The organism is Shewanella sp. BC20, assembly GCF_003129585.1.
Taxonomy (GTDB): Bacteria; Pseudomonadota; Gammaproteobacteria; order Enterobacterales; family Shewanellaceae; genus Shewanella; species Shewanella seohaensis.
Window position 1 is genome coordinate 1 of sequence record NZ_NHRI01000028.1, and the last position, 26,636, is coordinate 26,636.

General features: G+C 48.1%; 24 protein-coding genes and 1 pseudogene. 12 read left to right on the forward strand and 13 right to left on the reverse strand.

All coding sequences use genetic code 11. The features are described from left to right. Together CBX96_RS21715 and CBX96_RS20235 are read right to left on the reverse strand one after the other, a co-directional pair. A pseudogene (locus CBX96_RS21715) lies at positions 1 to 397 on the reverse strand (IS3 family transposase); the annotation flags it as partial. Positions 398 to 497: 100 nt separating this feature from the next. After that, positions 498 to 947, reverse strand: coding sequence for a cytochrome c (locus CBX96_RS20235; RefSeq protein ID WP_109287877.1), 450 nt, complete (start codon positions 945 to 947; stop codon positions 498 to 500). A 189-nt stretch (positions 948 to 1,136) separates the two neighbouring features. On the opposite strand from CBX96_RS20235, the gene trpR reads away from it, so the two are divergent. Further along, the gene (gene trpR / locus CBX96_RS20240; protein WP_011621923.1) at positions 1,137 to 1,412 is read left to right on the forward strand and encodes a trp operon repressor; all 276 of its coding nucleotides are present in this window, start codon (positions 1,137 to 1,139) and stop codon (positions 1,410 to 1,412) included. Positions 1,413 to 1,442: 30 nt separating this feature from the next. Here the strand turns inward: trpR and CBX96_RS20245 are convergent, their stop codons facing one another. Further along, a complete protein-coding gene (locus CBX96_RS20245; protein WP_011625580.1) occupies positions 1,443 to 1,820 on the reverse strand; it encodes a hypothetical protein in 378 nt (125 codons plus the stop codon). 192 nt (positions 1,821 to 2,012) lie between these two features. Beyond that, positions 2,013 to 2,675 carry a peptidylprolyl isomerase gene (gene slyD / locus CBX96_RS20250; protein WP_109287878.1) on the reverse strand — a complete coding sequence of 221 codons (663 nt, stop codon included), beginning with the start codon at positions 2,673 to 2,675 and terminating at the stop codon, positions 2,013 to 2,015. A gap of 642 nt (positions 2,676 to 3,317) precedes the next feature. Between slyD and thrA the strand changes: the two genes are divergently transcribed. From thrA to CBX96_RS20285, 6 genes are all read left to right on the forward strand, one after another. Continuing rightward, on the forward strand, positions 3,318 to 5,786 hold the full coding sequence (gene thrA / locus CBX96_RS20260; RefSeq protein WP_109287879.1) for a bifunctional aspartate kinase/homoserine dehydrogenase I: 2,469 nt from the start codon (positions 3,318 to 3,320) through the stop codon (positions 5,784 to 5,786). Continuing rightward, complete coding sequence (gene thrB, locus CBX96_RS20265) at positions 5,783 to 6,721, forward strand: homoserine kinase (RefSeq protein ID WP_109287880.1); 939 nt, start codon at positions 5,783 to 5,785, stop codon at positions 6,719 to 6,721. Before thrA ends, thrB begins: the two co-directional genes overlap by 4 nt. Positions 6,722 to 6,786: 65 nt before the next feature. Next, complete coding sequence (thrC, locus tag CBX96_RS20270) at positions 6,787 to 8,070, forward strand: threonine synthase (RefSeq protein ID WP_109287881.1); 1,284 nt, start codon at positions 6,787 to 6,789, stop codon at positions 8,068 to 8,070. A 290-nt stretch (positions 8,071 to 8,360) separates the two neighbouring features. Continuing rightward, positions 8,361 to 8,630 (forward strand): hypothetical protein, encoded by a 270-nt coding sequence (locus CBX96_RS20275; RefSeq protein ID WP_041412956.1) that lies wholly within the window; start codon positions 8,361 to 8,363, stop codon positions 8,628 to 8,630. A 133-nt stretch (positions 8,631 to 8,763) separates the two neighbouring features. Beyond that, entirely contained in the window at positions 8,764 to 9,675 is a 912-nt protein-coding gene (locus tag CBX96_RS20280; protein WP_375136851.1) for a substrate-binding periplasmic protein, read from the forward strand. 207 nt (positions 9,676 to 9,882) lie between these two features. After that, entirely contained in the window at positions 9,883 to 13,164 is a 3,282-nt protein-coding gene (locus tag CBX96_RS20285) for a S41 family peptidase (RefSeq protein WP_109287883.1), read from the forward strand. A gap of 375 nt (positions 13,165 to 13,539) precedes the next feature. On the opposite strand, the gene CBX96_RS20295 is transcribed toward CBX96_RS20285, so the two are convergent. The 5 genes from CBX96_RS20295 to CBX96_RS20315 form a co-directional block, all read right to left on the reverse strand. Then, positions 13,540 to 13,956, reverse strand: a complete 417-nt coding sequence (locus tag CBX96_RS20295; protein WP_109287884.1) for a hypothetical protein — start codon at positions 13,954 to 13,956, stop codon at positions 13,540 to 13,542. A 129-nt stretch (positions 13,957 to 14,085) separates the two neighbouring features. Continuing rightward, complete coding sequence (locus CBX96_RS20300) at positions 14,086 to 14,523, reverse strand: OsmC family protein (protein ID WP_011621933.1); 438 nt, start codon at positions 14,521 to 14,523, stop codon at positions 14,086 to 14,088. Between the two features lie 99 nt (positions 14,524 to 14,622). Then, complete coding sequence (locus CBX96_RS20305; protein WP_011621934.1) at positions 14,623 to 14,973, reverse strand: DUF3325 domain-containing protein; 351 nt, start codon at positions 14,971 to 14,973, stop codon at positions 14,623 to 14,625. Continuing rightward, positions 14,970 to 16,652, reverse strand: a complete 1,683-nt coding sequence (locus tag CBX96_RS20310; RefSeq protein ID WP_109287885.1) for a PepSY domain-containing protein — start codon at positions 16,650 to 16,652, stop codon at positions 14,970 to 14,972. The genes CBX96_RS20305 and CBX96_RS20310 overlap by 4 nt, the downstream gene beginning before the upstream one ends. A gap of 1 nt (position 16,653) precedes the next feature. After that, positions 16,654 to 17,022, reverse strand: coding sequence for a DUF3649 domain-containing protein (locus CBX96_RS20315; RefSeq protein ID WP_089068215.1), 369 nt, complete (start codon positions 17,020 to 17,022; stop codon positions 16,654 to 16,656). A gap of 423 nt (positions 17,023 to 17,445) precedes the next feature. On the opposite strand from CBX96_RS20315, the gene CBX96_RS20320 reads away from it, so the two are divergent. Both CBX96_RS20320 and hpf read left to right on the forward strand, forming a co-directional pair. Beyond that, positions 17,446 to 19,014, forward strand: coding sequence for a PAS domain-containing methyl-accepting chemotaxis protein (locus tag CBX96_RS20320; protein WP_109287908.1), 1,569 nt, complete (start codon positions 17,446 to 17,448; stop codon positions 19,012 to 19,014). Positions 19,015 to 19,245: 231 nt separating this feature from the next. Beyond that, positions 19,246 to 19,602 (forward strand): ribosome hibernation-promoting factor, HPF/YfiA family, encoded by a 357-nt coding sequence (gene hpf, locus CBX96_RS20325; protein WP_011716246.1) that lies wholly within the window; start codon positions 19,246 to 19,248, stop codon positions 19,600 to 19,602. A gap of 138 nt (positions 19,603 to 19,740) precedes the next feature. Here hpf and CBX96_RS20330 read toward each other — a convergent pair whose 3' ends face one another. Both CBX96_RS20330 and CBX96_RS20335 read right to left on the reverse strand, forming a co-directional pair. Then, complete coding sequence (locus tag CBX96_RS20330) at positions 19,741 to 20,418, reverse strand: response regulator transcription factor (RefSeq protein WP_109287886.1); 678 nt, start codon at positions 20,416 to 20,418, stop codon at positions 19,741 to 19,743. Between the two features lie 44 nt (positions 20,419 to 20,462). After that, positions 20,463 to 21,623: a sensor histidine kinase gene (locus CBX96_RS20335; RefSeq protein WP_109287887.1), complete on the reverse strand. Its 1,161-nt coding sequence runs from the start codon at positions 21,621 to 21,623 to the stop codon at positions 20,463 to 20,465. 380 nt (positions 21,624 to 22,003) lie between these two features. Here CBX96_RS20335 and CBX96_RS20340 point away from each other — a divergent pair, with 380 nt between their 5' ends. Beyond that, on the forward strand, positions 22,004 to 22,549 hold the full coding sequence (locus CBX96_RS20340; RefSeq protein WP_109287888.1) for a cysteine hydrolase family protein: 546 nt from the start codon (positions 22,004 to 22,006) through the stop codon (positions 22,547 to 22,549). 55 nt (positions 22,550 to 22,604) lie between these two features. Here CBX96_RS20340 and CBX96_RS20345 read toward each other — a convergent pair whose 3' ends face one another. Beyond that, the gene (locus CBX96_RS20345) at positions 22,605 to 23,327 is read right to left on the reverse strand and encodes a YebC/PmpR family DNA-binding transcriptional regulator (protein WP_011716250.1); all 723 of its coding nucleotides are present in this window, start codon (positions 23,325 to 23,327) and stop codon (positions 22,605 to 22,607) included. Positions 23,328 to 23,717: 390 nt separating this feature from the next. Here CBX96_RS20345 and CBX96_RS20350 point away from each other — a divergent pair, with 390 nt between their 5' ends. After that, a complete protein-coding gene (locus CBX96_RS20350; RefSeq protein ID WP_109287889.1) occupies positions 23,718 to 25,289 on the forward strand; it encodes a methyl-accepting chemotaxis protein in 1,572 nt (523 codons plus the stop codon). A 315-nt stretch (positions 25,290 to 25,604) separates the two neighbouring features. Continuing rightward, positions 25,605 to 25,829, forward strand: a complete 225-nt coding sequence (locus CBX96_RS20355; protein WP_011621944.1) for a TIGR02922 family protein — start codon at positions 25,605 to 25,607, stop codon at positions 25,827 to 25,829. Positions 25,830 to 25,933: 104 nt separating this feature from the next. Here the strand turns inward: CBX96_RS20355 and CBX96_RS20360 are convergent, their stop codons facing one another. Continuing rightward, entirely contained in the window at positions 25,934 to 26,515 is a 582-nt protein-coding gene (locus tag CBX96_RS20360; protein ID WP_109287890.1) for a TetR/AcrR family transcriptional regulator, read from the reverse strand. Positions 26,516 to 26,636 lie beyond the last annotated feature (121 nt).

Sequence of the window (26,636 nt, forward strand, 5' to 3'; positions counted from 1 at the left end):
TTTATTTCGCTTTTAGCTTTTGCTTGCCAGACGTACCGGATAAGTACTTTTTTCTGAGGCCTGCTCCATATTCATTGTCCATGATATCAACCATGCCATTGAGGATTTGGTTACGCAGTTTCTCTTCTGCTAACTCACGTTCAAGGCGCTTGATCGTTTCGGCAGGGGTTTCTTTTGACTTAGGCATAAGGGGATGCTGAAAAGGTTTCGACCAATCGAGTCTACCATGTTTTCGAAGCCAAACGAGTACGGTTGAACGGCCTTGAATACCAAAACGGGTTTGGGCTTGTTTGTACGTCATTTCGCCTTTTTCAACACGCTCTACAACGCCTAATTTAAAGGCTAATGTGTAATCTCGTTGTGTGCGCTTACTGCTTGAGTTAATTGATGTTGTCATAAAGAAATCCTCTTTATGTCAACGTATTTCAGGACGAGACACTGAACATTAAAAAAGCCTGCATGTAGCAGGCTTTTTTATTAGACATTACAACGCGTAATTAGTCTTTTTTGTACACGTCGTGACAGCCTTTACAGCTCTTGCCTGTGTTCATAAAGGCTTGCTTGATTTCAGCTTGGTCACCTTTTTGAGCCACAGTCGCTAAAATAGCGGCATTTTCTTGGAAGGTTTTCATCTTAGCGTCGAAGTCAGCCTTATCTTGCCATACTTTGGCTAGCGCTTCGGTATCACCTTTATCTGAACCTGCAATAAAGCCTTCGAAAGGAATGTGCGAAAGAGCAGCAACATTGTTGGCGCGCATCGCGAAGGTTTCAGCTTCGAAAGGTTTTTTGCCTTTCATCATAGCACCCATATCGCCAAAGTTATAAGCAATCAGGCCAAATGCAGATTGGCGATATTCAATCGCGTCCTTCGCATCTTCAAAATTGTGTGCTTGTGCAGTTGAAGCCAATAAGGTACCGGCAACGAGAGTCAGGAGTAATTTTTTCATCGTATTCTCACAAATTAGCGTCGAAGTGTGACATTGCGCTCCTATTGTACACAAATTAACTCAATGTACTAGAAGCATTTTTGTCAGTTTTTGTCTAGGCAGGAGGGATAAACGTAACAAGTTATTTGTTGGTTGAGTAAATCTGCTAAACTGCCGTTGTAATGCTTAAACAATACTACTGGGGCGATTATGCGAGCCAATTGGGACTTAGTTTTAGAGAAAATATTGAGCCATGGAAACTATGAAGAACTCTCAGTGTTGTTCCATTTATTGCTGACAGAAGAAGAGCGCAGTGCGATCGCGGGACGATTAAAGGTATTTCAATTATTACTCGATGGTGAGATGAGCCAGCGGCAAATCGCGGCGGAATACGAGGTCAGCATCGCCACGATTACACGCTGTTCAAACTATTTAAAGAATATGGCACCTAGCCATAGAGAAAAAATTCAACAGCTCATCAAATAAGGTCGCTGTGGTGCCTTTATCCTTAATAGCCTAAAACATTGGGGTGACAGGCAACTTATGACGACGATAAAGCGTACGTCTTACCAAAATGTAGAAGCTGTAGCTTAAGAGTAATATGGCTAATAATGGGTAAAACTTTTCGGGTAAAAACTTAAAGATGGACAATGCACCTAGCAAGTATAAGAAGGGTAATAGGTCATAAATCATCTTAGGGATCCCGCCTGATTTCCTACGTTTGATAGGGTCGGTACGACGGTTTTGGGAGCGCATAGTGTAAATTCTTGCGCCAAGCACAAAGATGACAGCTGCAGCAATCAAAGCATAATTGGGTTCGAGCAGCATAAAGCTTGCGATGCCCAAAGCCATATAACCATAAGGTAAAGCTTCATATACAGGTTTTGTTAACATATGCACTCCGTCGCGTGATATCGAAATAGGTTTAAAACCCTAATATTCCAGTTAAAAATGCTAAATCTATCTAAAACTTCCGTGCTTACCTTTAGATTATAAACATTTGTTGATAAAAAAAGCACCTCCTTATGTAAGGAGGTGCTTCATTATCTTGCTCGGGTTAGTGAGCTTTAGGCGTTACGGCCTAGATTAGCCGCGGCAACCGCAACCGCCATTGCCATCACAACCTGTTTTTGGTGTGTCGCACGCTTCATGATCGTGGTCATGGTGATGATGACCATGATCATCAGCACCGCCACAACAGCCACCCGCATCTTGGCTTGAACCACCACAGCATCCGCCGCCGTGGTCATGATCATGGCTGTGTCCATGGCTACCACATCCGCCGTGGGCATGGATATGGCCATGGGCAACCTCTTCTGCAGTTGCAGCGCGAACATCGATAATTTCAATGTTGAAGCTTAGAGCTTGGCCCGCTAAAGGATGGTTGCCATCAACGATGACCACATCATCTTTGACTTCGACAACTTGCACTGGGCGTTGACCCATTTCTGTCTCGGCAATAAAGCGCATACCAGGAACGATATCTTCGATATCACCGAATGCTTCTAATGGCACAGCTTGACGCAGACCATCGTGGTAAGGACCGTAGGCTTCTTCGGCACTAATAGTCACATCCAGTGTTTCGCCCTTGGTTTTACCTTCTAATGCAGCTTCTAATCCTGGGATCAGGTTTTCTGCACCGTGCAGATAGAGCATAGGTTCGGCATCAAAAGAGTCTTCTAAAAGTCTGCCGTCTTGATCTGATAAACGGTAATGAATGGTTACCGCGCTGTGTTGGGTGATCTTCATATCGCCTCCGGTTCGGAATGTGCGCGCATAATAACGTGCTTTTGGGGCGCTGGCGATAATTTGAAGTTGCTTATGTTAGATATCGCACAGCTTTTTGTTGGCGTGATGAACAGCCATTTGGAGAGAAATTTACGCCAAATTGTTGATGGATATCGCTTGTGGTTTGTTGGCCTCGAAAGTGGGTTTACATAGCCTAATCTAAAGGCATTACGACATGCTTGATATAATTGATTGAATTTAAATGTTTAAAAATAGATGTATTTGTGCGTCATTACGTTTACGTCAACAGTTTTCTATTGATGAAATCGCATTTTTACCCTAGGAAAACTTGATATTAATGAATGTTAAGAGGCGAATTTGAGGCTGTGAAAGATTTGTTCATAAATAATCCAGTTAGGGGGTTGACAAGGCTAGGTGAAAAAGGCAATTCTGTTTTACATCACATTGACATGGATTAGCCCAAACGTATGCATAGCCTAGGTTTTGTAGTAATTACCATTATTACAACCACCACTACAACCAGAGTGGGGGCGGGCTGATACACCCTAAAGAATTTTAACGACGAGCCCGCTTCCCACAAAGAAGCGGGCTTTTTTGTTTCTAGCTTATGTTTCTTAGTCGGGCGCGGTACAGGAGATCAAGATGAAAGTAATGAAATTTGGTGGTACCTCGCTTGCAAATTGGCAGCGATTTTCAATGGCGGCGGATATCGTGGCCAAGGCGGCGAAAGCAGAACCTGTGGCTACAGTGCTCTCTGCGCCCGCGACAGTGACAAACGCCTTGCTAGAAATGGTCGATGTGGCGGTAAAAGGGGAAGATTATTCGCCAGTCATTCAACACGTTGAGCGGGTGTTTACTTCGCTCTATCAGGATGCGGTCAGTTCTGGACTCTCGAGCAGTCAAAGCGAAGTGTTGTTCGCCGGACTGAGTGCGCAGCTTGCACGTTGGCAGGACAGATTACGCGGTATTACGCTGCTGCAGGAATGCCCTGACGGGGTGCGCGCCGAAATCGTTGTTGCTGGCGAGCGTTTGTCTGCTGCTTTGATGGAGCAAGTCATGCTGGCAAAAGGTATTACTTCATCGCAGCTAGACCCACGTGAGTTGTTTTTAGGCCGTGGTCGTCCGCTCGAGTCCGTGGTGGATATTGCCGTCAGTAAACCGCGATTCAAAAATCTTGCCCTCGATGAAAAACGGGTTTGGGTGATGCCCGGCTTTACTGCCGCCGATGAAGACGGCAAGGTCGTGACCTTAGGCCGTAACGGCTCTGACTATTCCGCAGCCGTGCTGGCCGCTTGTTTAGATGCTTCAAGTTGTGAGATTTGGACCGACGTTGACGGCGTATACAACACCGATCCTCGGGTTGTTACCGATGCTAAGTTGTTGTCACAGCTCAGTTATCAAGAGGCGATGGAGCTGTCTTACTTTGGAGCTAAGGTGCTGCATCCTAAAACCATTGCGCCTATCGCCCAGTTCCATATTCCCTGTTATATCAAGAACAGCTTTAATCCCGATGCGCCCGGCACTCTGGTATCGAATCAGGCCGATGAAAGCGGTCTGCAGGTGAAGGCCATTTCTAATCTGGATAATCAAACCATGTTTGATGTTTCAGGCCCCGGCATGAAGGGCATGGTCGGCATGGCGAGCCGCACACTGGCGGCAATTTCCCGTAGTGGCGTTTCCGTGTCACTCATCACCCAGAGTTCTTGCGAATACAGCATCAGCTTTTGTGTGGCGACTAGTGATGCGGCCAAGGTGAAATCGGCGCTGGAGCAAGAGTTTGAGCTAGAAATCAAAAGTGACTTACTCGAGCCGATTGAAATGCGCCATGACTTAGCAATCGTCTCGTTAATCGGTGATGGCATGCGTACCCATAAAGGTGTGGCGGCGCGGTTCTTCCAGGCGTTAGCGCAGGCGAGTGTGAATATCATCGCGATTGCACAAGGCTCCTCCGAGCGCTCTATTTCAACGGTGATCGAACAGCGTAAGACCAAACATGCGGTTGCCGCCTGTCATCAGGGCTTTTTCGATGTGCAGCAGTATTTGGATGTGTTTTTAGTGGGTTGCGGCAATGTTGGCGCAGGCTTACTCGAGCAAATCAAACATCAGGCGAGCGTGTTAAAAGAACAGCACATTAGCATTCGTGTCTGCGGCATCGTGAATTCAAGCAAGATGTTACTCGATAGCGCGGGTATCGATTTAAACAATTGGCAAAACCTTCTTGCCGACAGTCAGCAGCCAAGCGATCTGCCTGCGCTATTGGCTTGGGTGAAAGAGCAACAGTTATTAAACCCTGTGCTGGTGGATTGTACTTCAAGCGAGCAAGTGTCGAACCAGTATTTAGAGGTGATGAATGCGGGCATGCACGTGGTGACGCCAAATAAGAAGGCCAATACTCGAGACTACGCTTACTACCAAGCACTGCGTCAAACAGCCTTGAAACAACGTCGTCAGTTCTTGTATGAGACCAACGTTGGCGCCGGATTGCCCGTTATCGATAATTTGAAAAAACTGTTATTTGCTGGCGATAAGTTACACAAGTTTAACGGTATTTTGTCAGGCTCCTTATCCTTTATCTTCGGTAAACTCGATGAGGGTATGACGCTGTCAGAAGCGACTAAACTGGCGCGGGAAAAATGCTTTACCGAGCCCGATCCCCGTGATGATTTAAGTGGTATGGATGTGGCGCGTAAAGTGCTGATTTTGGCCCGTGAAGTGGGTTTGAAACTTGAGCTAAGCGATATCGTTGTCGACTCAGTCTTACCTGACGATTTTGATGATTCAGGCGATGTGGAAAGTTTTATGGCGCGTTTAACCGAGGCAGATGCGGCGATTGCGGCGCGAGTGGCAGAGGCGAAAGCGCAGGGTAAAGTGCTGCGTTATGTGGGGCAGATTGAAGAAGGCGCGTGTTATGTGCGTATCACCGAAGTCGATGCTACCGATCCGCTCTACAGCGTAAAAGGTGGTGAAAATGCCCTGGCATTCTACAGCCGTTATTATCAGCCGATTCCTTTTGTATTACGTGGATACGGTGCGGGTACAGAAGTGACAGCGGCCGGCGCCTTTGCCGATGTATTAAGAACCTTAAATTGGACTCGTGAGGTGAGTGTATGAGTTTGACCGTTTACGCTCCCGCCTCTATGGGTAATGTGGGTGTGGGCTTTGATTTATTGGGCGCAGCACTTGCGCCCATCGATGGCAGTTTACTAGGCGATAGAGTCACTATTGCGGCGGCGGATGCGGGGGTGAGCCTCACTCAAGTGGGAGCGTGGGCGCATAAGTTACCCAGTAATCCCGAGGAGAATATCGTCCATCAATGCGCGGTGTTTTTCTTGAAAGCCCTTGGGAAAGAAAACCAAGGCGTGGCATTAACCCTAGAAAAAAACTTGCCCGTCGGCAGTGGCTTAGGCTCTAGCGCCAGTTCAGTGGTTGCAGCACTTTATGCGCTTAACGAGCATTTTGAGCGTCCATACGATAAGCAAGCACTACTCGAACTCATGGGTGAATTTGAGGGCAAGATCAGTGGTAGCGTGCATTACGACAACGTCGCGCCCTGTTATTTGGGCGGCATGCAGCTGATGCTCAATGTGCCCGGAGCTATCTGTGAGCCGATCCCCAGTTTTAAACAATGGTATTGGGTGGTGGCGTATCCTGGGATTTCACTCTCAACGGCAATGATGCGTAAACTCATGCCAGAACAATATGATAAGTCCGTGGCCATCGATTTTGGGCGTTATTTGAGTGCCTTTGTACACGCCTCTTATCAGCAAAACGCCAAGCTTGCGATTCAAGTCTTGAAGGATGTGCTGGCCGAACCTTACCGCGCGGCGGCGATACCGGGTTATGACAATGCTAGGGCGGCGCTCGCCGAATTAGGCATGTTAACCACTGGCATCTCTGGCAGTGGGCCAACGCTGTTTTCGGTGACAGACGATCTTGCGACCGCTAACGCCGCCAAGGCGTGGTTAGAGGCTCATTATCTGACTGAAGCGGGGGGCTTTGCCCATGTGTGCCGCCTCGATGAGCAAGGTACGCGACGAGTCGATTAATTTTCTTACTTTTAAAAGCATTAAGCCCAAGCCTAAAGGCTTGGCACTGATAAGGTCGAGTGAGCATGGAACTATATAATTTAAAACACCCTTCGCAGAAAGTGAGCTTTAAGGAAGCGGTGCAATTAGGACTCGGTAAAGACAGAGGGCTGTTTTTTCCTACTCAAATCCCAGTGTTGCACGATATCGAGGCGCTGCTGGCGATGCCTTTTGTCGAGCGCAGTAAAAAAGTGCTCGGCGCTTGGCTTGCCTCAGAGCTTGGACAAGACGCGGTAGATAAACTGGTCGAGCGTGCCTTTAATTTCGATTTGCCCTTGGTGGCGGTCGATGAGCAGCGCTCGTGCCTTGAGCTTTTCCATGGGCCAACTTTAGCATTCAAGGATTTTGGTGCGCGCTTTATGGCGCAATGCATCAATGCCTTTGCCCAAGACTCGCGCTTAACCATTCTAACCGCGACCTCGGGTGACACTGGGGCAGCAGTGGCCGATGCCTTTTACGGCCTAGATAAAGTCAATGTAGTCGTGCTCTATCCTAAGGGCAAAATCAGTGAGCTACAGGAAAAGATGTTCACCACCTTAGGTAAGAACATTCACACTGTGGCAGTAGCGTCCGATTTCGATGCTTGTCAGCACTTAGTCAAACAGGCTTTTGAAGATAGCGATGTGCGTGATGGCTTGCATTTAAACTCGGCCAACTCAATCAATATCAGCCGTTTGCTGGCACAGATTTGTTATTACTTCGAAGCGGTCGCCCAATCGAAACAGCGCCATGAGGCCGATCCTGTGATTGCCGTGCCCAGTGGTAATTTTGGTAATCTCACCGCGGGCTTATTTGCCAAAGCCATGGGTTTACCTGTTAAACGTTTTATTGCCGCCACCAACGCCAATGACACTGTCCCACGTTATTTAGAGAGTGGTGATTGGCAACCCAATCCCACTCAAGCGACTATGTCCAATGCGATGGATGTGAGCGAGCCAAGTAACTGGCCGCGTGTCGAGGCCATTTGCGAGAAACTCGGTTGGCCATTGGCGGACCTAGTGGGGATACGTTTATCAGAGGCGCAAACCTCGGAGGCGCTGGCTGAGTTACATGCCAAAGGTTATGTGTCCGAGCCCCATGCAGCCATTGCAGCCAGAGCCTTAACACTTAACTTAGTGCCTGATGAAGTGGGAATATTTTTAGGTACGGCGCATCCTGCCAAGTTTAAGGACGTCGTGGATAGAGAGCTTAACCTCGATTTACCTCTGCCTGCAGAACTTAAAGCGGTGAAGCATAAACCCGTACTCTCGGCTGAATTAGCCGCTGATTTTGCTCAGTTAAAGTCACATTTATTTGCGGTGTTAAGCTGAGGTGGCGAATCGCCATTAAGCAGCAGGTAAAAGGGAGTCGATTGACTCCCTTTTTTACAAGTGTAAATGAGGCTCGAGAGAATTAATCAAAGCTTATCATCCATGGTGATTATCAAACCTTTATATAACCATATGAAATCAAATTAATATTTGTAACTTAGTGTATTGGTTGTCGTTAAAGGGATGTGAGTTGCTTCACAATTAAGTTGAATCGAATTCGTTATGTTCGCCCGCCTATTTAGGATTTAACAATTGGATAAACTGTTTTGTTTAAATGTGCCTTATCAGGGATTTGCCTTATCTTTTTTCTCTCAAGTTGCGCCTTAGAACCCCCTCAATTACCACGGCGCATTAACGAAGCCTATGATTTTGAAGTGACTCACTGTGACAGTTTTGCGCTAGTCACAGGTGTGAGTCGCCATGCCAATAACCTTGCCGAAGCAAAACAATCCGCCGCCTTACAAGGAGAAGAGTTAGGAGGCACCCATATAGTGTGGCTGCAAACGGATATGGGCGAACCAACCAAAGTGGTGGCGATAGTGTATAAGTGCCTGCTTTAAATCGGATACCTTAAGCGACGGCTTTCTTACGGGAGTTCAAGCCATGGCATCCTCAGTTGATGCAGACTAAGCTTAGGAAGGCGATGGGAACGCCGCGGATCTAACGGTAAACTCACTGCGTTAGACATTCTCGATGAGGACGAGAACAACCGATTATGGGGCGACTATTGTGCCTAGGTTCGTTTTTCAGCTTAGCCATATCCTGCTGTTATGTGTTTTTATTTTCCCCGCTTTAGGTGCTCCATCTGAGGCCGAAGCGCCCGTTTGCTTAAATCCCCTCAAAGTGGGCTATAACGATTGGCCGCCCTATGCCTGGGAAGATCCACAAGGGGAGGCGCAGGGGTTAGATGTGGAGCTGCTTCGTGCCTTTGCCGAACACTTAGGCTGCGAGGTCACTTTTATCAATGTGCCGGCTAAGCGTTCGCATCAAATGCTGAAAAGTGGCTCCTTAGACATGATGATGGGCGCCACTAAAACCACTGAACGTGAAGAATATGCCTTATTTTCAGCTGCCTACCGTAATGAAGAAGTGCGCCTGTTTGTATTGGATGAAAACAAAGACAAGATCCGCTTAACCCAGTGGCAGGATATTTTTAGCCAGAAACTGCGTTTGTTAGTGCCTATCAGTGGTTGGTATGGGGTGGATTATGAGCGGACACGGCAGCGCTTGGAGCAAGAGCACCTGTTGATACTCAGTCCCGATGCCGATAAGTCGGTGCAAATGCTCACCTATGGCCGTGCGGATCTGATTATTGGTGATGCCATGGCCATGCCTTATATCGCCAGTCAGCATCAAGGGGTGAGGTTATCACCGCTAAAGCCAGTGTTGGACCGCAACCAAATTCACTTAATGCTCAGCAAGCAAACCCTTTCATCAGCGCAATTAAAGCAATTTAATGCTGCAATTAAGGCGTTAAGTACTAACGGTGAAATAGCCCGAATTGTATATAAATGGCAGCAAATTTCGTTGGCGCAGCAAACGAAAACCAGCCATCAGTTTAATTCGCTCTCCGCGCAATATGCCGACTTACTCACCTTCGATTAAACCTGAGAAATACCGTTAAGATTATCGGTATAGCAAATGGTAAGCCTATGACACATTTGCTAAAACTTCTGTTGCCTTCAGTTACTGCTCTCTCTATCAATTTCTGCTAGCTTGTGGGATTACTTTGCCAGACTTTGGGTCATCATTCGTCAATCACGCCCACTAGAAAGTCCATTGCTAACAATAACAATAGGATAGAGATTACACATGAAACTTCGTCATTCTGTTGCCTGCTGCATGCTCGCCCTTGGCACTTTGTCCGCAGCCCACGCCATCGCTCAACCCGCCAGCAATCAAGGTTATTACCGTGCGCCAGCATTGCATGACCAAACCTTAGTCTTTACGGCCGAAGGCGATCTTTGGACTCAAACGCTCGGGCAAAAGGCGGCGACGCGCCTGACCACTTTACCCGCCGAAGAGTTAGGTGCTGCCATCTCCGCCGATGGTCAATGGGTGGCCTATGTCGCCAATTATGAGGGCGCGAGTGAAGTTTATGTCATTCCTGTTGCGGGTGGTGTGGCCAAACGAGTGAGTTTCGAAAGCAGCCGAGTGCGCGTGCAAGGCTGGACCGCAAAGGGCGAAGTGCTTTATTCCACCGACAGTGGCTTTGGCCCTGCGAACAACTGGATGTTGCGACTGGTGAACCCTGAGACATTGGCGACGACCGACCTACCACTTGCCGATGCGGTAGAAGGGGTGGTCGATGCCAATAATCAATATGTGTACTTTACTCGTTTTGGCCTGCAGGTCACCGGCGATAACGCTAAGGTTTATCGCGGCGGCGCTAAGGGTGAGTTATGGCGCTTTAAACTCGGTGGCAAAGACGAGGCGCAGTTGCTCAGTGGTCAGCATCAAGGTTCGGTGCGTCAGCCTATGCTATGGCAAGACAGACTCTACTTTATCAGCGACAGCGATGGTAACGACAATCTCTGGTCCATGGCTCTGGATGGCAGTGACGCAAAACAGTTGACCCAATATAAAGATTGGCAGGTGCGCGGCGCGCGCATGGACCAAGGTAAAGTCGTGTTCCAGCAGGGCGCAGATATTCATGTATTTGATATCGCCGCTGCCAAAGACTCATTATTGGATATTGAATTAACGTCCGATTTTGCCCAGCGCCGCGAGCATTGGGTAAAAGATCCTATGGATTATGCGACCTCAGCGAACCTTGCGCTTGCGGGTGATAAAGTGGTGATTACTGCCCGCAGCCATGTGGCGATTGCGGGAATTGATGGTTCACGTTTAGTGCAAGTGGCACTGCCTGGTACCTATCGCGTGCGCAATGCGATTATGAGTCAGGATGGTAAATCGGTTTATGCCATCAGTGACATGAGTGGCCAACAGGAAATTTGGCAATTCCCTGCCGATGGCAGCAGCGGCGCGAAGCAACTCACCAAAGATGGCCATACCTTAAGAATGACGCTGAGTCTGTCAAACGATGGCCGCTACCTTGCCCACGACGATAACGATGGCAATGTGTGGTTGCTGGATCTGAAGAAAAATTCCAATCAAAAAATCATCAGCAACGGTGAAGGGCTTGGCCCCTATGCAGATATTCGCTGGTCGGCAGACAGTCGTTTTATCGCGTTAACTAAATCCGAAATCGGCAAGCAAAGGCCACAAATCGTGCTGTATTCTGTGGACGAAAATAAGGCTCAAACGCTCACTAGCGACAAGTATGAGTCCTATTCGCCGACCTTTAGTCGCGATGGCCAGTGGTTATATTTCCTCTCCAATCGCCAGTTTACTGCGACACCAAGCTCACCTTGGGGCGACCGCAACATGGGGCCTGTATTTGATAAACGCAGCCAGATTTTTGCGATTGCCTTAGTGAAGAATGCCAAGTTCCCCTTCAGCAAACCCACAGAGCTGACGGCTAAGACGACGGAAAAGGCAGACTCTAAGGATAAACCTACGCCGGTAAAAATTGATTGGGCGGGAATTGGCGAGCGTTTATGGCAAGTACCTGTCGATTCAGGCAATTACAGCCAGTTAACTGCCATTGATGGTCGTCTCTATGTGCTCGACCAAGCGATTGGCGATGACACTGAGCCTAGCTTGATGACGATTAAGTTTAGCGATCAGCGCCCTAAAGCCGAAGTGTTTGCCGAAGATGTGGCGAACTACAGTGTGTCCGCCGATGGTAGCAAGTTGTTGCTGCGCAAAAAAAGCAATGAAAAGTCGCTGCTGATCGTCGATGCGGGCGACAAGTTGGGCGATACCGAAAATGCCAAGGTGCAAACGGATCAGTGGCAATTAGCAATTTCACCCACCCTAGAATGGCAACAAATGTTTGAAGATGCTTGGTTAATGCACAGGGATTCCTTCTTCGATAAGAAGATGCGCGGTCTCGATTGGCAAGCGACCAAGGCCAAGTACCAACCGTTACTTGACCGTTTGACCGACCGTAACGAGTTAAACGATATCTTTATGCAGATGATGGGTGAGCTAGACTCGTTGCACTCGCAAGTGCGGGGTGGCGATCTGCCAAAAGACCCAGACGCGGCCAAAGGCGCGAGTTTAGGCGCGCGGCTACAACAAACTAACGATGGGGTAAAAATTGCCCATATCTATCGTAATGATCCTGAACTGCCAAGCCAGGCATCGCCCTTAAGCCGTATCGAAGTCGATGCGAAAGAAGGCGATATGTTACTCGCCATCAATGGCACTCCTGTGACTAATGTGGCCGATGTGACTCGTTTATTGCGTAATCAGCAGGATAAGCAGGTATTACTGGAGCTTAAACGCGGCGGCCAACACCATAAAACCGTGGTGATGCCGGTTAGCACTCAGGTCGATAGCCAATTACGTTACTTAGATTGGGTTAACCACAACGCGGGCGTCGTGACCGAGGCGAGTAAGGGCAAGATTGGTTACCTGCACTTATACGCCATGGGCGGCGGTGATATTGAGAGTTTTGCCCGTGAGTTTTACACCAATTACGATAAGGACGGTTTGATTATCGACGTGCGTCGTAACCGCGGCGGCAATATTGATAGTTGGATCATCGAAAAACTGTTACGCCGGGCTTGGGCCTTCTGGCAGCCAACCCATGGCACACCGAATACCAATATGCAGCAAACCTTCCGTGGACATTTAGTGGTGTTAACCGACGAGCTAACGTACTCAGATGGTGAAACCTTCTCGGCAGGGATTAAGGCGCTGGGCATTGCACCGCTGATTGGTAAACAAACTGCGGGCGCGGGCGTGTGGTTATCGGGTCGTAACTCACTCACAGATAAAGGCATTGCGCGGGTCGCCGAATATCCGCAATATGCGATGGATGGCCGCTGGGTACTCGAAGGACATGGGGTGACACCGGATATTGAGGTGGATAACCTACCCTTTGCGACCTTTAACGGCCACGATGCGCAGCTCGAAACGGCCATCAGCTATATTAAGGATGAGTTGATTAAGCAGCCTATCCCCGCATTGAAGGCGCAGCCTATGCCGGCGAAAGGAATGGCAGAAGACATAAAAGCTAAGTAATTAGCTTAAAAAATAGAAATTTAACTAAGGTTTAAGTTAGCCGAGTTAAGCTGGCTTAGTTCAATGTTAGGGTGTTGTCTTGTGGTTCCCGAGACAACACCTTTTTTTATGCCCATTCATTAGGACGTGTTGACGTTTCGAGATTAAATTTTGTTCGCTCTGGCAAGCTCGTGATCGCGAAACGAGGAGTGAGGTGTAGTTATTCTACTCAAATAACGAGTGACAAAGAGCAAGAGCTTGCCAGACGAACCCTTCGGGCAGCGTTTGGCTGGCGTTTCTGCTGCGTTATCGCCCGTTTATGTAGAATAACTAGACTGCACGGGCTTTGCCTTGCATAAAAACCAGCCAAGTCGCTGCAAAAATAACCCTGAAACGTCAACACGCCCTAGTGCTTTCGCTGGCATCAACATAGGCTTGCAGGGTGTTGACTTGTTGTTGATTCACCATTTGCTCCACAGTTGCGGCTCTAGCCGGATCGTTGTGACTCAAATAGTAAGCCGTGGGAGCCGAAATCCCATCGTTCGTTCCCATCGCGATATTGACCATGTCCGATGCGACCTGATACTTCATTTTGGTTGCTTGAATATGAGCATATTGCTCAACACCCGCCTTCACTTTGCTTAAGTCTGGCGCATGAGGTTGTGGGATCGGGTACACCTGCGACAGTTGTTTTGCTTCATTAGATAGGGTCACAGTGCTGGCGCTGGCCGGTGTGGCTGCTGCCGTACTCGTCGTGGTTGCTGCTGGCTGTTGATAGGGGGTTGCAGTATTACGATAGGCTTGGATTTGCATGGCTTACCTCGAGTGTGGGCGTGCGATATGGCGTTATCATACGGTAACTGAGCTTGAGCTAAGCTGAACGGGTGGGGAAATAGGTCATCGGAGAGGGCAAGTTTATCGCGATAAACTTGCCCCAAATCGTTAAAACTTAATTTGAATGTCTGTCGCTAACGTATTGGCGATAAAGCAGTTTGCGTGTGCTTTTTCGTGAATTTTCTCAAGAGTCTCAGCAGAAACCTCGACACCTTCGGCAAACACGACCTTAGGATTTAAGACCATTTTTGTGACTGCAAGCTTGCCGGCCTCGTTTTTCCCTAGCTCAGCCGAAGCCTCGTCGACATAGGAGGCGACAGGGAGACGTTTAAGATGAGCAATGGCGAGGAAGGTCAACATATGACAGGAGGATAACGCCGCAAGCAGGCTTTCCTCTGGATTAACCAAGTGTTCATTGCCCTTGTACTCGGGGGCAGAAGATGCCTGAATCGTTTGACCGCTGCCAAACGTAATGCTGTGGTCACGGCAGAATTCGCCTTCTTCGGCTGGAGAGGTTTGCCAATTCACCGTTAAGTTAAAGCCCATGTTTTTCTCCTCATTGCAGGACATCAGGGCACTATAGCTTAGCTAAAAAGACTTCTCCAGCATGGGGCGCACAGTTTAGTGCGCCGCCTTTGAAACGGTTTAGATCCCACCCGTTAACAGTAAGCTGCAAGTCAATACACTGCCGGTGACTATACCGATGGGAAGATGGCGCGGGCTGTAGCTTAGGGTCAAAATCACTAACATTGCGGCCAGTGAGATGATCCCCATAAATAAAATGCTGCCATAGGCCCAACCTTGTCCCTGGGCGCAGGTACTTAGGCTGATGATTAATAACAGCCAAGCAAACAGGGTTAACAGGCGGCTCTGCCACTGCGATGGCGGGCGCTTAAACACATCCTTAAAATGGCCAAACTTGGCTAACGCAAACAGCGCAAGGGAGAGATAACTGAGCCCGAGAATGCCGAGCACTGGGATAAATTCTGGCATCATGATTTTGCTTCCTCCAAGGGAGACGACGAGGCAAGTTCGTTAGCATAACTCGGATCAGGTTGTTTTCTCCTGACTTTTTCAACGGTTGCGGTATTTTTTCGACTCGGTTTTTGCCATGTTTTCACCACGGCCGAGAGTCGAGTGCTGGCAAAAAGCATGGCACAGCCCAGTAACAGCGCGAGCACATCAAACCCCACCAGTGCCCATTGTTGGCTGCGGATATTATCAATCAAGTGGCTCGGAGACGTGGCCGCATTTAACAGCGGCAGTGCGCAATAAAGCGCTCCGATAAGCATCAAGGCGAATTGCCAATGGCGTCGGCTTCGACCGAAAAATGCCCATACGCCCATCACTCCTAAGGCGATAAAGAAACTGTGTACTTCCCAGGCTGATCGGGCGGCAAAATCCGTTGGTAATAGGCGGTTTGCATAGAAAAATGCCGCCGCGCCCAAGGGCAAGCCTAAGATAAACATGAAGTTTAATCCTTCGACTAAGCGCAGGCCACGGCTTGCTTTCTCGCCTTTATCGATTGCCTTTTGCTGTTTCTGGCGCAGACGAATCGCCCACATTAAGGTGCCCGTTGCGACCATGGCGCAGCCGAGTAAGCCGCAGAAGAAGAACAAAATACGCAGCAGTGGCGCGGCAAAACGCGCGGTGTGCAGTGACATCATAGTGTCGTAGGTCACGACGGTTGCCGACATCTCATGGGGGCTGGCGTACTTGAGTTCACCCGTGACACCGTTAAACACTAAGAGTGTTGATTCATCGGTGACGTCTTTACCGGTATTTTGGTAGAAGGTCACTTGGCTATTTTGATCTTTCGGATAGGAAACAATCACCTGCTTGATAGGTGCATCGCCCCATTCAGCCTGAACTTGCGGCAGCAGTTGGCTTAAGCGCACTTGCTCTGCCTGAATGCCCGAGGCTTTTTCTGTTTGTCTTGCCGGATTGAGTTCTTTTAAAAAGGCTTGATTATCCTCAGGATAAGCCGTGCTTACCGTCCATGGGATATAGATCAGCATTAAGGTGATGAGGCCGGTATAGGTGATCATTAAATGGTAGGGGAGGGCAATCACAGAGCTGACATTATGGGCATCTAACCAAGAGCGAGCGCCCTTGTTCTGACGAAAGCTAAACAAGTCTTTAAAGATACGCTTATGGATAACGATGCCGCTGATAAGGGCAATCAACATAAACATAGTGCAGACACCCACAATGTAGCGCGCCGTAATGGCTGGCATGTAGTGCAGGTCGAAATGTAAACGGTAGAAGAAGTCACCGCCGCGGCTATCGCGGACATCGGTGATCATGCCACTGCCATCGGCCTTGGTGACATGCTGCTCGATTTTGCCTCGGCGTTGACCCTTTTCAGGCGGCAGTTGCCACGCAAAGCTCAGCATGGGGCTTCTATCGGTTGGGAAATTGATTAACCAGCGTTGGGTTGCCGCAGCGGAATGCGCTTCAATGTAGTCTTGACCTTGGTCAAGCTGACTCGCTACTTGATTCGTTTGATAGTCTTGAAAGGCGCCGCGGTGGAGTTCTGGCTCTGCCCAAAGGCTCATTTCATGGCGAAAATAACTCAGGCTACCAGCAAAAAAAATCAGCAGTAATACCCAGCACACGAGCAAACCCGCCCAAGTGTGCAGCCATGAGAGGGTTCTAAAAAAAGTTTCTTTCATCTTACTGTCCACACACCTTAAGCAGAGCAAAACATAGGAGGCTAAATAGGCTTAAGTCACGCCACGCATGCCAGGTTTTACGCACACAGAAGGCGTAAATGATGGCGATGGCATAAAACAAAAAGGCCAGCATATTGGCGGTTAAGGTGCTTTCAAATCGAGACATTGGCAGGACTTGGGTCAACATACAGGCTAGTGTTGCCGCAGCGATATAACCCGCTAATAAAGCGGCAGTGGCGCGCACAAACACCTGCAAACCAAACTGGGTCTGGTCTTGCTTAATCCAGCGAATGACGGCGTGATAATAACTCGTCACAGCGGAAGCTGAGGCTGCCGATGTTGGTGTATTGGAAACTGGGATATGAGACATAAGTGCTGCTTATTTCAGTCAATATTAAAACCGTTATGGCGATGTGCCATATCATGCATACCACTCCATTGATTGTTCTTATGCCTAACCCAGTCCACTTGGGTGCATGAGCAAAGGAGAGTCGCTACTCGGCTTGGAGTATAACCTAGTTTATTTAAATGATAAACAATATCATTTGCGTTTATCTGTGAGATCCCTAACGAATTTGTGACAGCGTAAACATCACGCTGGAGTCGTTTAAGCGGCAAACATTTCATAATGTGCAATTTGTCACAAATGTTTGGTTTTATTGATGTGATTGATCTTGCTTGTTTAGAATTTGGTTAATTTTTATGCTGTCACTGTGAGCTTAATCAAAGCAGGCGTTCTGTGCTTTTGGCAAAATGCGGCGCAACTTTCACATGGAATCCGTTAGTGCGCCCTATGCAAACACATTCAAAAAATGGTGAAAAACACCTATCCGAAAACGCTATTCTCCTCTCAACGACCGATCTGAAAGGCAACATTAAGTATGTCAATCAAACCTTTTCGCAGATCAGTGAATATAGCGTTGCCGAGTTGCAGGGGAGCCCGCATAACATAGTGCGCCATGGTGATATGCCATCAGCCGCCTTTAAAATGCTTTGGGAACGGATAAGAAGCGGCAAACCTTGGATGGGGATTGTCAAAAATAGAACAAAAAACGGTGGCTATTATTGGGTGAATGCCTACGTCGCCCCAGTATACGAAAATGGAAAAATTCATGAATATCAATCTGTTCGCCGCCAAGCAACGCCAGAACAAATCAAGGCGGCCGAGGAAATCTATCAAGGGATCAATCAAGGACAACAGCCCAAGGCGCTGAAAAAAGACCGCTTAGGATTTCGCGGAAAAAACCTCGTGGCGATGTTGTTTACCATCGCTCTAACCGCCTACTTGGCAACGTATTCGCCCATTTTAGCCGCCCTTGCTGGTGGACTGCTTGCCTTGGGTCTGTGGTACATGCTCATGCAACCCTTTCAGGCATTAGTGCAGGTGGCCAGCAATATTATCGATGATCCCGTTGCTATGGGGGTTTACACCGGCAGGCAGGATGAAATCGGTAAGCTAGATCTAGCGCTGCGATTTTTGATCACCGAAATTGGCGGCGTAGTGGGCCGAATGGCGGATTCTGCCAGTGAGATCCAAGAGCAGAGCGTGAATCTGAAACAAACCATCACCAATACATGGGAGCATGCCGATAGCCAGAGCGCGCAAACCACACAGGCGGCAACGGCAATGGAGCAAATGAGCGCCAGCTTTGCCGAGGTAACGGATAATATCCATCGCACCGCATCCGAGATGGTTTCTAGCCATGAGGCGGCGCAGCGCGGTCATTCACGGCTTGAAACCGTTATCGAGGCGATACATCAACTGAGTGTACAGGTGAGCCATTTCTCCGATGTGGTGCAAACGATTGAGCAGGACAGCCAAGCGATTCATCAAGTGCTAGAAGTGATCCGCGCGATTGCCGATCAAACCAATCTGTTAGCGCTGAATGCCGCGATTGAAGCGGCGCGGGCGGGGGAAAGCGGTCGCGGTTTTGCGGTCGTTGCCGATGAAGTCCGGCAGTTATCTAGCCGAACCAGTCAGTCGACCTCACAAATTGAGCTGATTGTAAGCCGCTTTAAAGACAGCACACAAAAAGCAACCTCGACCATGACGGCCGGACAGGAACAGGTTAAGCGCTCTGTGTCCTTGGCGCAGGATGCCAGCATTGCCTTTGGCGAGTTGTTATCTTCTATCGCGCGCATCAATTCCTTAAGTGATGACAATGCCGCAGCCATGACGCAGCAGGCATCGGTGGCGGCGGAAATCAGTCGAGCCATCCATGTGATCAGCGATTTGGCGCAGCAGAGTTTAGAGCAAACACAGGATGCGGCGGCGAGGGGCGATCAGGTTTCGCGCTTATCCACTAAAACCCACCATCTGTCACAGCAATTTTGGCAGCAGAGCGTACAACGTAAGTATTAACCTTTGTTATTTGACTGGTTGGTTTATATTTTTGTTGCTGATTATAAATCAACCAGTTAGCTGTTTTTTAAGTTCCCTTCGCGTGTCATTTCTTTGATAAATCTCACATTTAGCGACTGCTAATACCCGTTTAGCTCGAAATATTTGTCTAGGGGGCTTGTGTTTTATTTGCCATGCCCCAAGCTCTAATAGTGAAGCGAAAAAAAGTAAAGACACTAAAAGGGACACCCTATGAAAATTAATCTTTCTGGTCACCATGTCGATGTTACTGATTCTGTAAAAGAACACGTTAACGAAAAGTTTTCTAAAATCGCCACTCATTTCCCCACACTCATCGGCCTCGATATCATTATTGCTAAGGAGCATGGCGAGTTTCAGGTTGAAATTCGAACAAATTACGAGGGTAGTCGCATCTCAGCATCGGGTACGGATGAGATCATGTATCCCGCGATTGCCGCCGCAGCCAAAAAACTGGATGCAGCACTAAAACACCGTAAAGGTCAGTTGAAAGCGGACTTACATGAAAAGCCAACCTGCACCACGGCACCTATCGCCCACGAAATTATCCAAGAGATGGATTTGCGCTAGGATTAAGCCTTCGGATGCAATAAAAAAGGGCCAACTGGCCCTTTTTTATTGGTTGCGATTTGTCTTAAATCAAATGGTTAAAGGCAGAATATTTAGAGCCTGGCATTTATAAGCCAATCCTTAAATTTGCCGCATTTCTTAAATCAAAGAGAGCTGCAACCCCTTAAGCACGGCTTGGGTGCGGTCACGGCAATCGAGTTTAGACAGTATGATGGAGACATGGTTTTTGACCGTGCCTTCGGCCAAAAACACCGCATTGGCAATTTCTTTATTGGAAAATCCCCCCGCCATAAAACCTAAGATCTCCCGCTCGCGTTGGGATAATAAGTCGTGAGTCGGACCGTTTTGCGCTGTTGCAGAGGATTGCTGCATCTGTTTAAGTACTGAGGGTTCAATCAAGTGTCCGCCCAGGGCCACGGTTTCGATGGCCTCTAGTAATTTATCCAGAGAGACATCTTTCAATAAGAAGCCATTCGCGCCCGCCAGCAGGCTATTTAAAAACAATTCACTGTCATCAAAGGTGGTTAACATAATGACTGGTATGGGGTTTTGTGCGGCGCGAAGCTGTTTTAGCAGACTGATACCATCGAGTACTGGCATACGTATATCGCTTAAAAGCACATCTACGGCATCCGTTTGCAGCCGTTTTAGCGCCTCTTGCCCATTCTCGGCCTGCCAGCTCACCTCAATATGCTGTGAGATGGCAATCAAGCTGGCGATGCCCTGACGTACAAGCTGCTGATCTTCCACTAATCCTACTTTGATAGTGCGCGCCGTGGGCTGACCATAGGTTGTGACTTTATGCTGAGATTCCATGGGGGATTCATTCCTTGATTAAGCGTGTCGGTTTACATGGCGCATTACAATGCGTTGCCGCGCGGCAGACGAATCATTAGCGAGCAGCCTTGAGTACGCGAACTATCTACGCCTGTGTCATTAGCTTGCAAACGCGCACTGCCGTGAAAGGGGGATAACCTTTCTTGCATGCTACTTAGCCCAACGCCCTGAGAGGGGCTTTGGCTAATTCCTTGGCCATTATCTTTAAGGCAAATGATAAGCTCCGCCTGCTCCTCTTGCATCGACAGCGTGAGTTGATTGGCATGGCCATGGCGCACTGCATTACTGATCCCCTCCTGCAGCACGAGCAATAAGGCTTGTGCCAGTTCAGTCGACTGGAGCGGCATTAACGATTCGTACCGCAGGCTAACATTGGGCAAACGGCTTGCAATGGCATCGAGCGGCGGCGTTAAATCGAGACCAATATTCACCCGCTGCGCCCGAACTACGGCGCGGATGCTCTCTAATAATTCCTTGGCAAGCGATTTACTCTGATTGACTGTGGGTTTGAGCTCCGAAGGCGCTTGATGACTTAAGAGCTCAAGTTGCAACGATAACGCCGTGAGCTGGTGGCCGAGAATATCGTGCAGATCCCGTGAGATCCTTAACCTTTCTTGCTGCTCGCTCGTTTGGCTCAGCAAGGCTCTGGTGGCGATAAGTTGTTGATTAAGATGTTCCTGTATCCGGCGAGACTCGCGCTCGGATAATCTCGCTTGGCTACTGCTGTAGGCAAACAGTTGAAACCCCATATAAATAAGCACATTAATCATCACATTGTTTGAGGTTTGGGTGTGCAGGATCAGGTAATAACCAAGATTGGCCAATAGGATCTGTGCTATTGCGACGCGGCGATTAAAAAATTCTGGCAAGAGCGAGGCCCAAATTACCAGCAGAATGGGGAGCAATGGATGTTGACTCAACAGCATCAATCCGAAGACGCTGCCGACGAGTGCGGTGCTTAACAGCCTGCTTAGGTTGAGGTTTTTTCGAGGGAAGTTCTGTGTCGTTAATAACCAGAAGAGCAAGATAAACAAGGAATACAGGGTGATATGGCTAAAGGTCGCGAGCGTGGGGAGCTTTGCTTGCATATCCTGATTGAGCCCTAGCCAAGCAACGAGCGCCCAGGTGAGGCTGCCTGCGCCAATCAGCATAGTTTCTGCTCTGATTAATCGATTTCCCTGCACTGATTGGTTTCCTTTTATTCATGTTGCCATCCATTCTAAGGCAAGAATGCAATAAGTCACTAAACCACTAAGTTACTAAACGACTCAGTCACTAAACTAACTAAGTGTCACTGTGGCAAAGGTGGCACAGTGTCAGTGGCTTCATAAGCAATTTGATTTATTTCATTAAATTGTCATCAAACTTGGCTTGATCTTCTTAAGCGGCTGGCATAATTTGGCCTTATGCACAAATTTGCCGTTTACTTCACCCACACTACGACCACAACTGCTTCGGCGGTGCGTGCGTAGCGATTTGTGCTTAAAAGAATCGATTACTCAACCCCGCCCAAAGTGGCGGGGTTGTTTTTTCCGTCTTTTGGGCAATAATGCTGGAGAATGTGATGGATAACATGAGCTTGCCTAAAACTGCGCTGTTAATTATTGATATGCAGCAGGGACTGTTTTACGCCGATGCGCCGCCCTTTAATCGGGAACAGGTGCTAAATAATATCAATCTGTTAATTGCCAATGCCCGCGAGGCAGGAGCACCGATTTGGGCGGTTCGCCATACCGGGCCGGAAGGTTCACCCATTGCTGCCGGAACGGCAAATTGGCAATTGATTGAATCCTTAGCGATTAATCCGCAGCTGGATAATATCTTTGATAAAACTAAGCCAAGTTGTTTTTATCAAACCGGATTTGCAGAGGCGTTAACCCATGAGGGGGTCAGCGAGTTGGTGATAGTGGGGATGAAAACCCAGTATTGTATCGATACCAATTGCCGGATTGCGGCTGAACTTGGCTGGCAGGTGGTGTTAGCCGACGATGCGCACACTTGTATGGATACGGCGCAGCTCTCCGCAGAGGCGATTATTGCTCACCACAATGCCACGCTCCAAGGCGCCTTTGTGCGTTTAGCCAAGAGTGCGGATATCGTATTTCGTTGATGTCCAAAAACAAAAACGCAGCCCTTAGGCTGCGTTTTTTGATATCAGAATCAACTTATTCTTGAATGTCTGCGTTGTGATACACGTTTTGTACGTCGTCACAATCTTCTAATGCGGCGATAAACTTATCGAAGGTTGCAACATCTTCGCCTGACACAGGGGTCATGTTTTGCGGTACGAAGGTGATGTTTTCCACTTCGAAGTTAATGTCTGGCATCGCATCGGTCAGTGCAGTTTTCACTTTGAAGAACTCAGTGTGCGGCGCGATAACGCTGATCATACCGTTTTCCACTTCGACGTCGTTTACATCGGCATCGGCCATCATCAGGATCTCGAGGATGGCATCTTCGTCTTCACCAGGGAATACGAAAACAGCAGATTGATCAAACATGTGGCCCACAGTGCCTGGGGTGCCGAGTTTGGCATCGTTCTTCACGAAGGCTTGACGCACTTCGGTGAAGGTACGTTTTACGTTGTCGGTTAAGCAGTCCACGATAACCATGCAGTTACCTGGGCCGAAACCTTCATAACGGGCTGTATCATAATCTTCACCGCCGCCACCTTTGGCTTTATCGATTGCACGTTCGATAACGTGTGCTGGCACTTGGTCTTTCTTAGCGCGTTCGATTAAACGGCGAAGTGATAAGTTGCCGTCTGGCTCAACGCCACCTTGCTTGGCGACTACGTAAATTTCTTTACCGTAGCGCGAGTAAAGGCGGGTTTTCTGGCCAGCTGTTTTCGCCATGGATTCTTTACGGTTTTGATATGCTCTGCCCATCTTGATCTCGTTAGCTCAAAAAAATTGCGCCGATATTAGCAGTTTTAAGTCTGATTGTGCAGTCACTCTCGCGGGAATTATTGCGGATAAAGCGATGGATACCACATTTTAAGATGGCATTTATTGCTGAAACTTTTGGCTTGGGGAAATAGGCAATTCGGTAATATCTATACTAAGGTCTAATGCCATAAGCGCGATAGAGTGCTGATGATAGCAAGATAGTTTATATTTCCTATGGGCGAATAGTTCAATTTAGTCAGAGGGATAGACTCACTTTATCGTTCTCGATCTTGCCTATTTCGCAAAGCTTTGCGAATCGAATGGCAAAGGATAGCCAGTGAATGTCCGCTTCTCTCACTCCCCTAGTGCGTGTATTCAGTGAGAAACATTATGGAATTACAACATAAAGTCGCCATTGCGCTCAGCTTTGTTTTAGTCGTACTCAGTAGCCTTCTTCTCAACGCGATAGCGCTGTCTGGTCTCACGCAGGCGCTGATCTTGGGGGGAATTGTCTGTGCTTGGGTGCTGTGGATAGTGCAGCGCTTAGTGAGCCATTACACGCCCAAATCTGAGCAAGTAACGAAGGCATTCAAATCAGTTAACTCGCCAGAGCATGAGATAAGCGTACAAACCAGTAAGATTGCGATTGGCTCGGCCGAGGTGTCGCATTTTATTGATCTATTAAATAAATCCATCGAGTCCAATGGCGAACATGCCAGTGCCATTGCGGTGGCGGCGTCACAGTTAAGCCATACCACGGCGCTGTTAGGCGACAATGCCACGCATATTTTAGGGCAAACTCAAGAAGCGGAGCGTTTAAGTGTGCAGGGGCGTACCCAAGCACAAAAGGGCGTATCGGCGATTGAATCCCTCAGTGGCGACATCAATACCGCCGCACAGCAGGTGCAAGCACTAAAATCTAAAGCCGAACAAATTCAAAAAATTACCGAGGTGATTAACTCGGTTGCTGAGCAAACGAATTTATTGGCTCTCAATGCCGCCATTGAGGCCGCTCGGGCGGGAGAGCAGGGGCGTGGCTTTGCCGTGGTCGCCGATGAGGTCCGCAGCCTTGCGGGCAAAACGGCGGGCGCAACCAAAGATATTGGCAAGATGCTGCTCGAGATCCGCGCCGAAACCGATAAAACCTCGGGACTGATGGAGCGGGTAGTCTCGCAAACCGCCGATGTGGTGATGGCAATGGGGACACTCGATGGCCACTTTACCGACATTTCGACATCTGTTACCCATTCGGCGCGGGCTCTGGGTGATATGGAAGACTCACTCAAACAATATAATCATACCACCAATGAGATAAGTGGTTCGGTGAGCCAGATCCGCGACTCCCTTAACGTCACTGGCAAGCAAAGCCACAAACTCTCGGAGCAGGCGTTTACCCTGTCTTTAACCACTGAGGGTATTTTCAGAGCCTTAGCGAATTGGGATACCCATACCTTTGACCAGCAAGTGTTATTACTCGCCAATGAAGCGGCTAAAGCCTGTGGCGAAAAACTCTCGCAGGGATTAGCTAATCGTAGTTTTACCGAGACTGAATTGTTTAATCCGCAATATCAACCAATTGCGAATACTCAGCCACAAAAGTACAGCACGGCCTTTGACCGCTATACCGATCAACATTTTCCTGCCATACAAGAGCCGATCCTCGCCAAGCACAGTGAGATAGTGTATGCCGGCGCCGTGGATAGAAAAGGTTATTTCCCGACCCACAATAAACGCTTTAGCCAAGCCTTAACTGGTAAGGTAGAAATTGATATGGTGCATAATCGCACTAAGCGTTTGTTTAACGACCCGACCGGAATACGCTGCGGCGCCCATACTGAGCCTGTGCTGCTGCAAACCTATAAGCGAGATACCGGGGAAGTGATGCATGATTTGTCCGTCCCGATTTATGTCAATGGCAAACATTGGGGCGGTTTTAGGGTTGGATTTAAGGCGAAATCTTAATTAGTGTATTTATTCTAGGTTTAGTGCATAACGACGCAGAATAAAATGTTGACTAGTTGTGATCTTTGGCGCGTATTTGCTTAACAGAATAGAAATAGTTTGGCATCTATTTGCCGAAGTGCTTAAATAACTGGATATTCATGGCGCTGAGATTTTCCTAAGGGTTGTATTTAGGCTTGTCGCATGATGTTTTTATAGTTTTTTGATTTTAAAAGGTAAAATACATCTTGGAGTTTTGTTGTTATAAGAGATGAAGGGAGACTCTTGCCACTTTGATCGATAGCAGTAGATTCTGCTTAATGTGAGTTAAAAGTTATGCAAGCAACACAAGCGACAGTTACCGTTTTGTATTATGACGCGCCAGTCGGGTTAATTATGCACAACGCGGTGTTAGAAGGTTTACCTGTGAGCGATTCCGGTCGTGTGATGATACCTGCGAGTTTTCGTAAGGGAAAATCCATCATCGCCGTGCTTGAAGGTGAGTGTAAAATATTGAACTCACTCGGTGAGCGGGTATTTGCGCAGGCTAATATAGGTTAATAAAAACGAAAAATAGCACTGGCAACACTTGAAACTTAAAGGACGATAAGTGGATTTATCGTCCTTTTTGCGTTTTTGGGGCTGTCTAACTAAGCACGCCGTTTTTATCTGCAGACATCATCAAACAATTTATCGGCCAATTGCTGCAGGATTTCCGCCTGCGGATGGGTATGGGCAAAGGTTCTTAACCCATAAATGCCCATCATCAAGTATTGCGCCCGCTGCTCACTGTTAAGCTCGCCTTGCAACATCCCTTGGGAGGCTGCTAATTCAAATTGTGCCGTCAGCGCATTCTGCCAAAGCATGAGGTTTTGACTGATAATATTTTGGATTTCATAATCTTGCTCTGCAATTTCATTTAAGGCTTTAGTGAGTAAACAGGCTTGCTGGCTATCGCAGCTTAAACATTCGACCACGATATTGTCTAAGTAGGTCTTTAAATTACCCAGCACGGGACGGCTATTGGAGAAGATAAGCTTGAACTGCTCGTTTCTATCCTGCTGATATTGCTCGATGGCGGCGATCAGCAATCCACGCTTATTGCTAAAGGCGCAATAAATGGAGCCGGGATGTAACCCCGTTGCTTGGGTCAGATCCTGCATGCTGGTTTTGGTGTATCCCTTGTGCATAAAGGCGGCCATCGCCCCCCTGAGCACCTGCGCCCTATCAAACTCTGCGTTTCGCATTGCAATCTCACCTCTCACCAATATTTGGGCTGATTCTAACTAATTTTGAACAAACATTCAAAAATGTTCTTGAATGATCGTTCAAATAAGATTATCTTGAATGCACATTCAAGAATGGGGC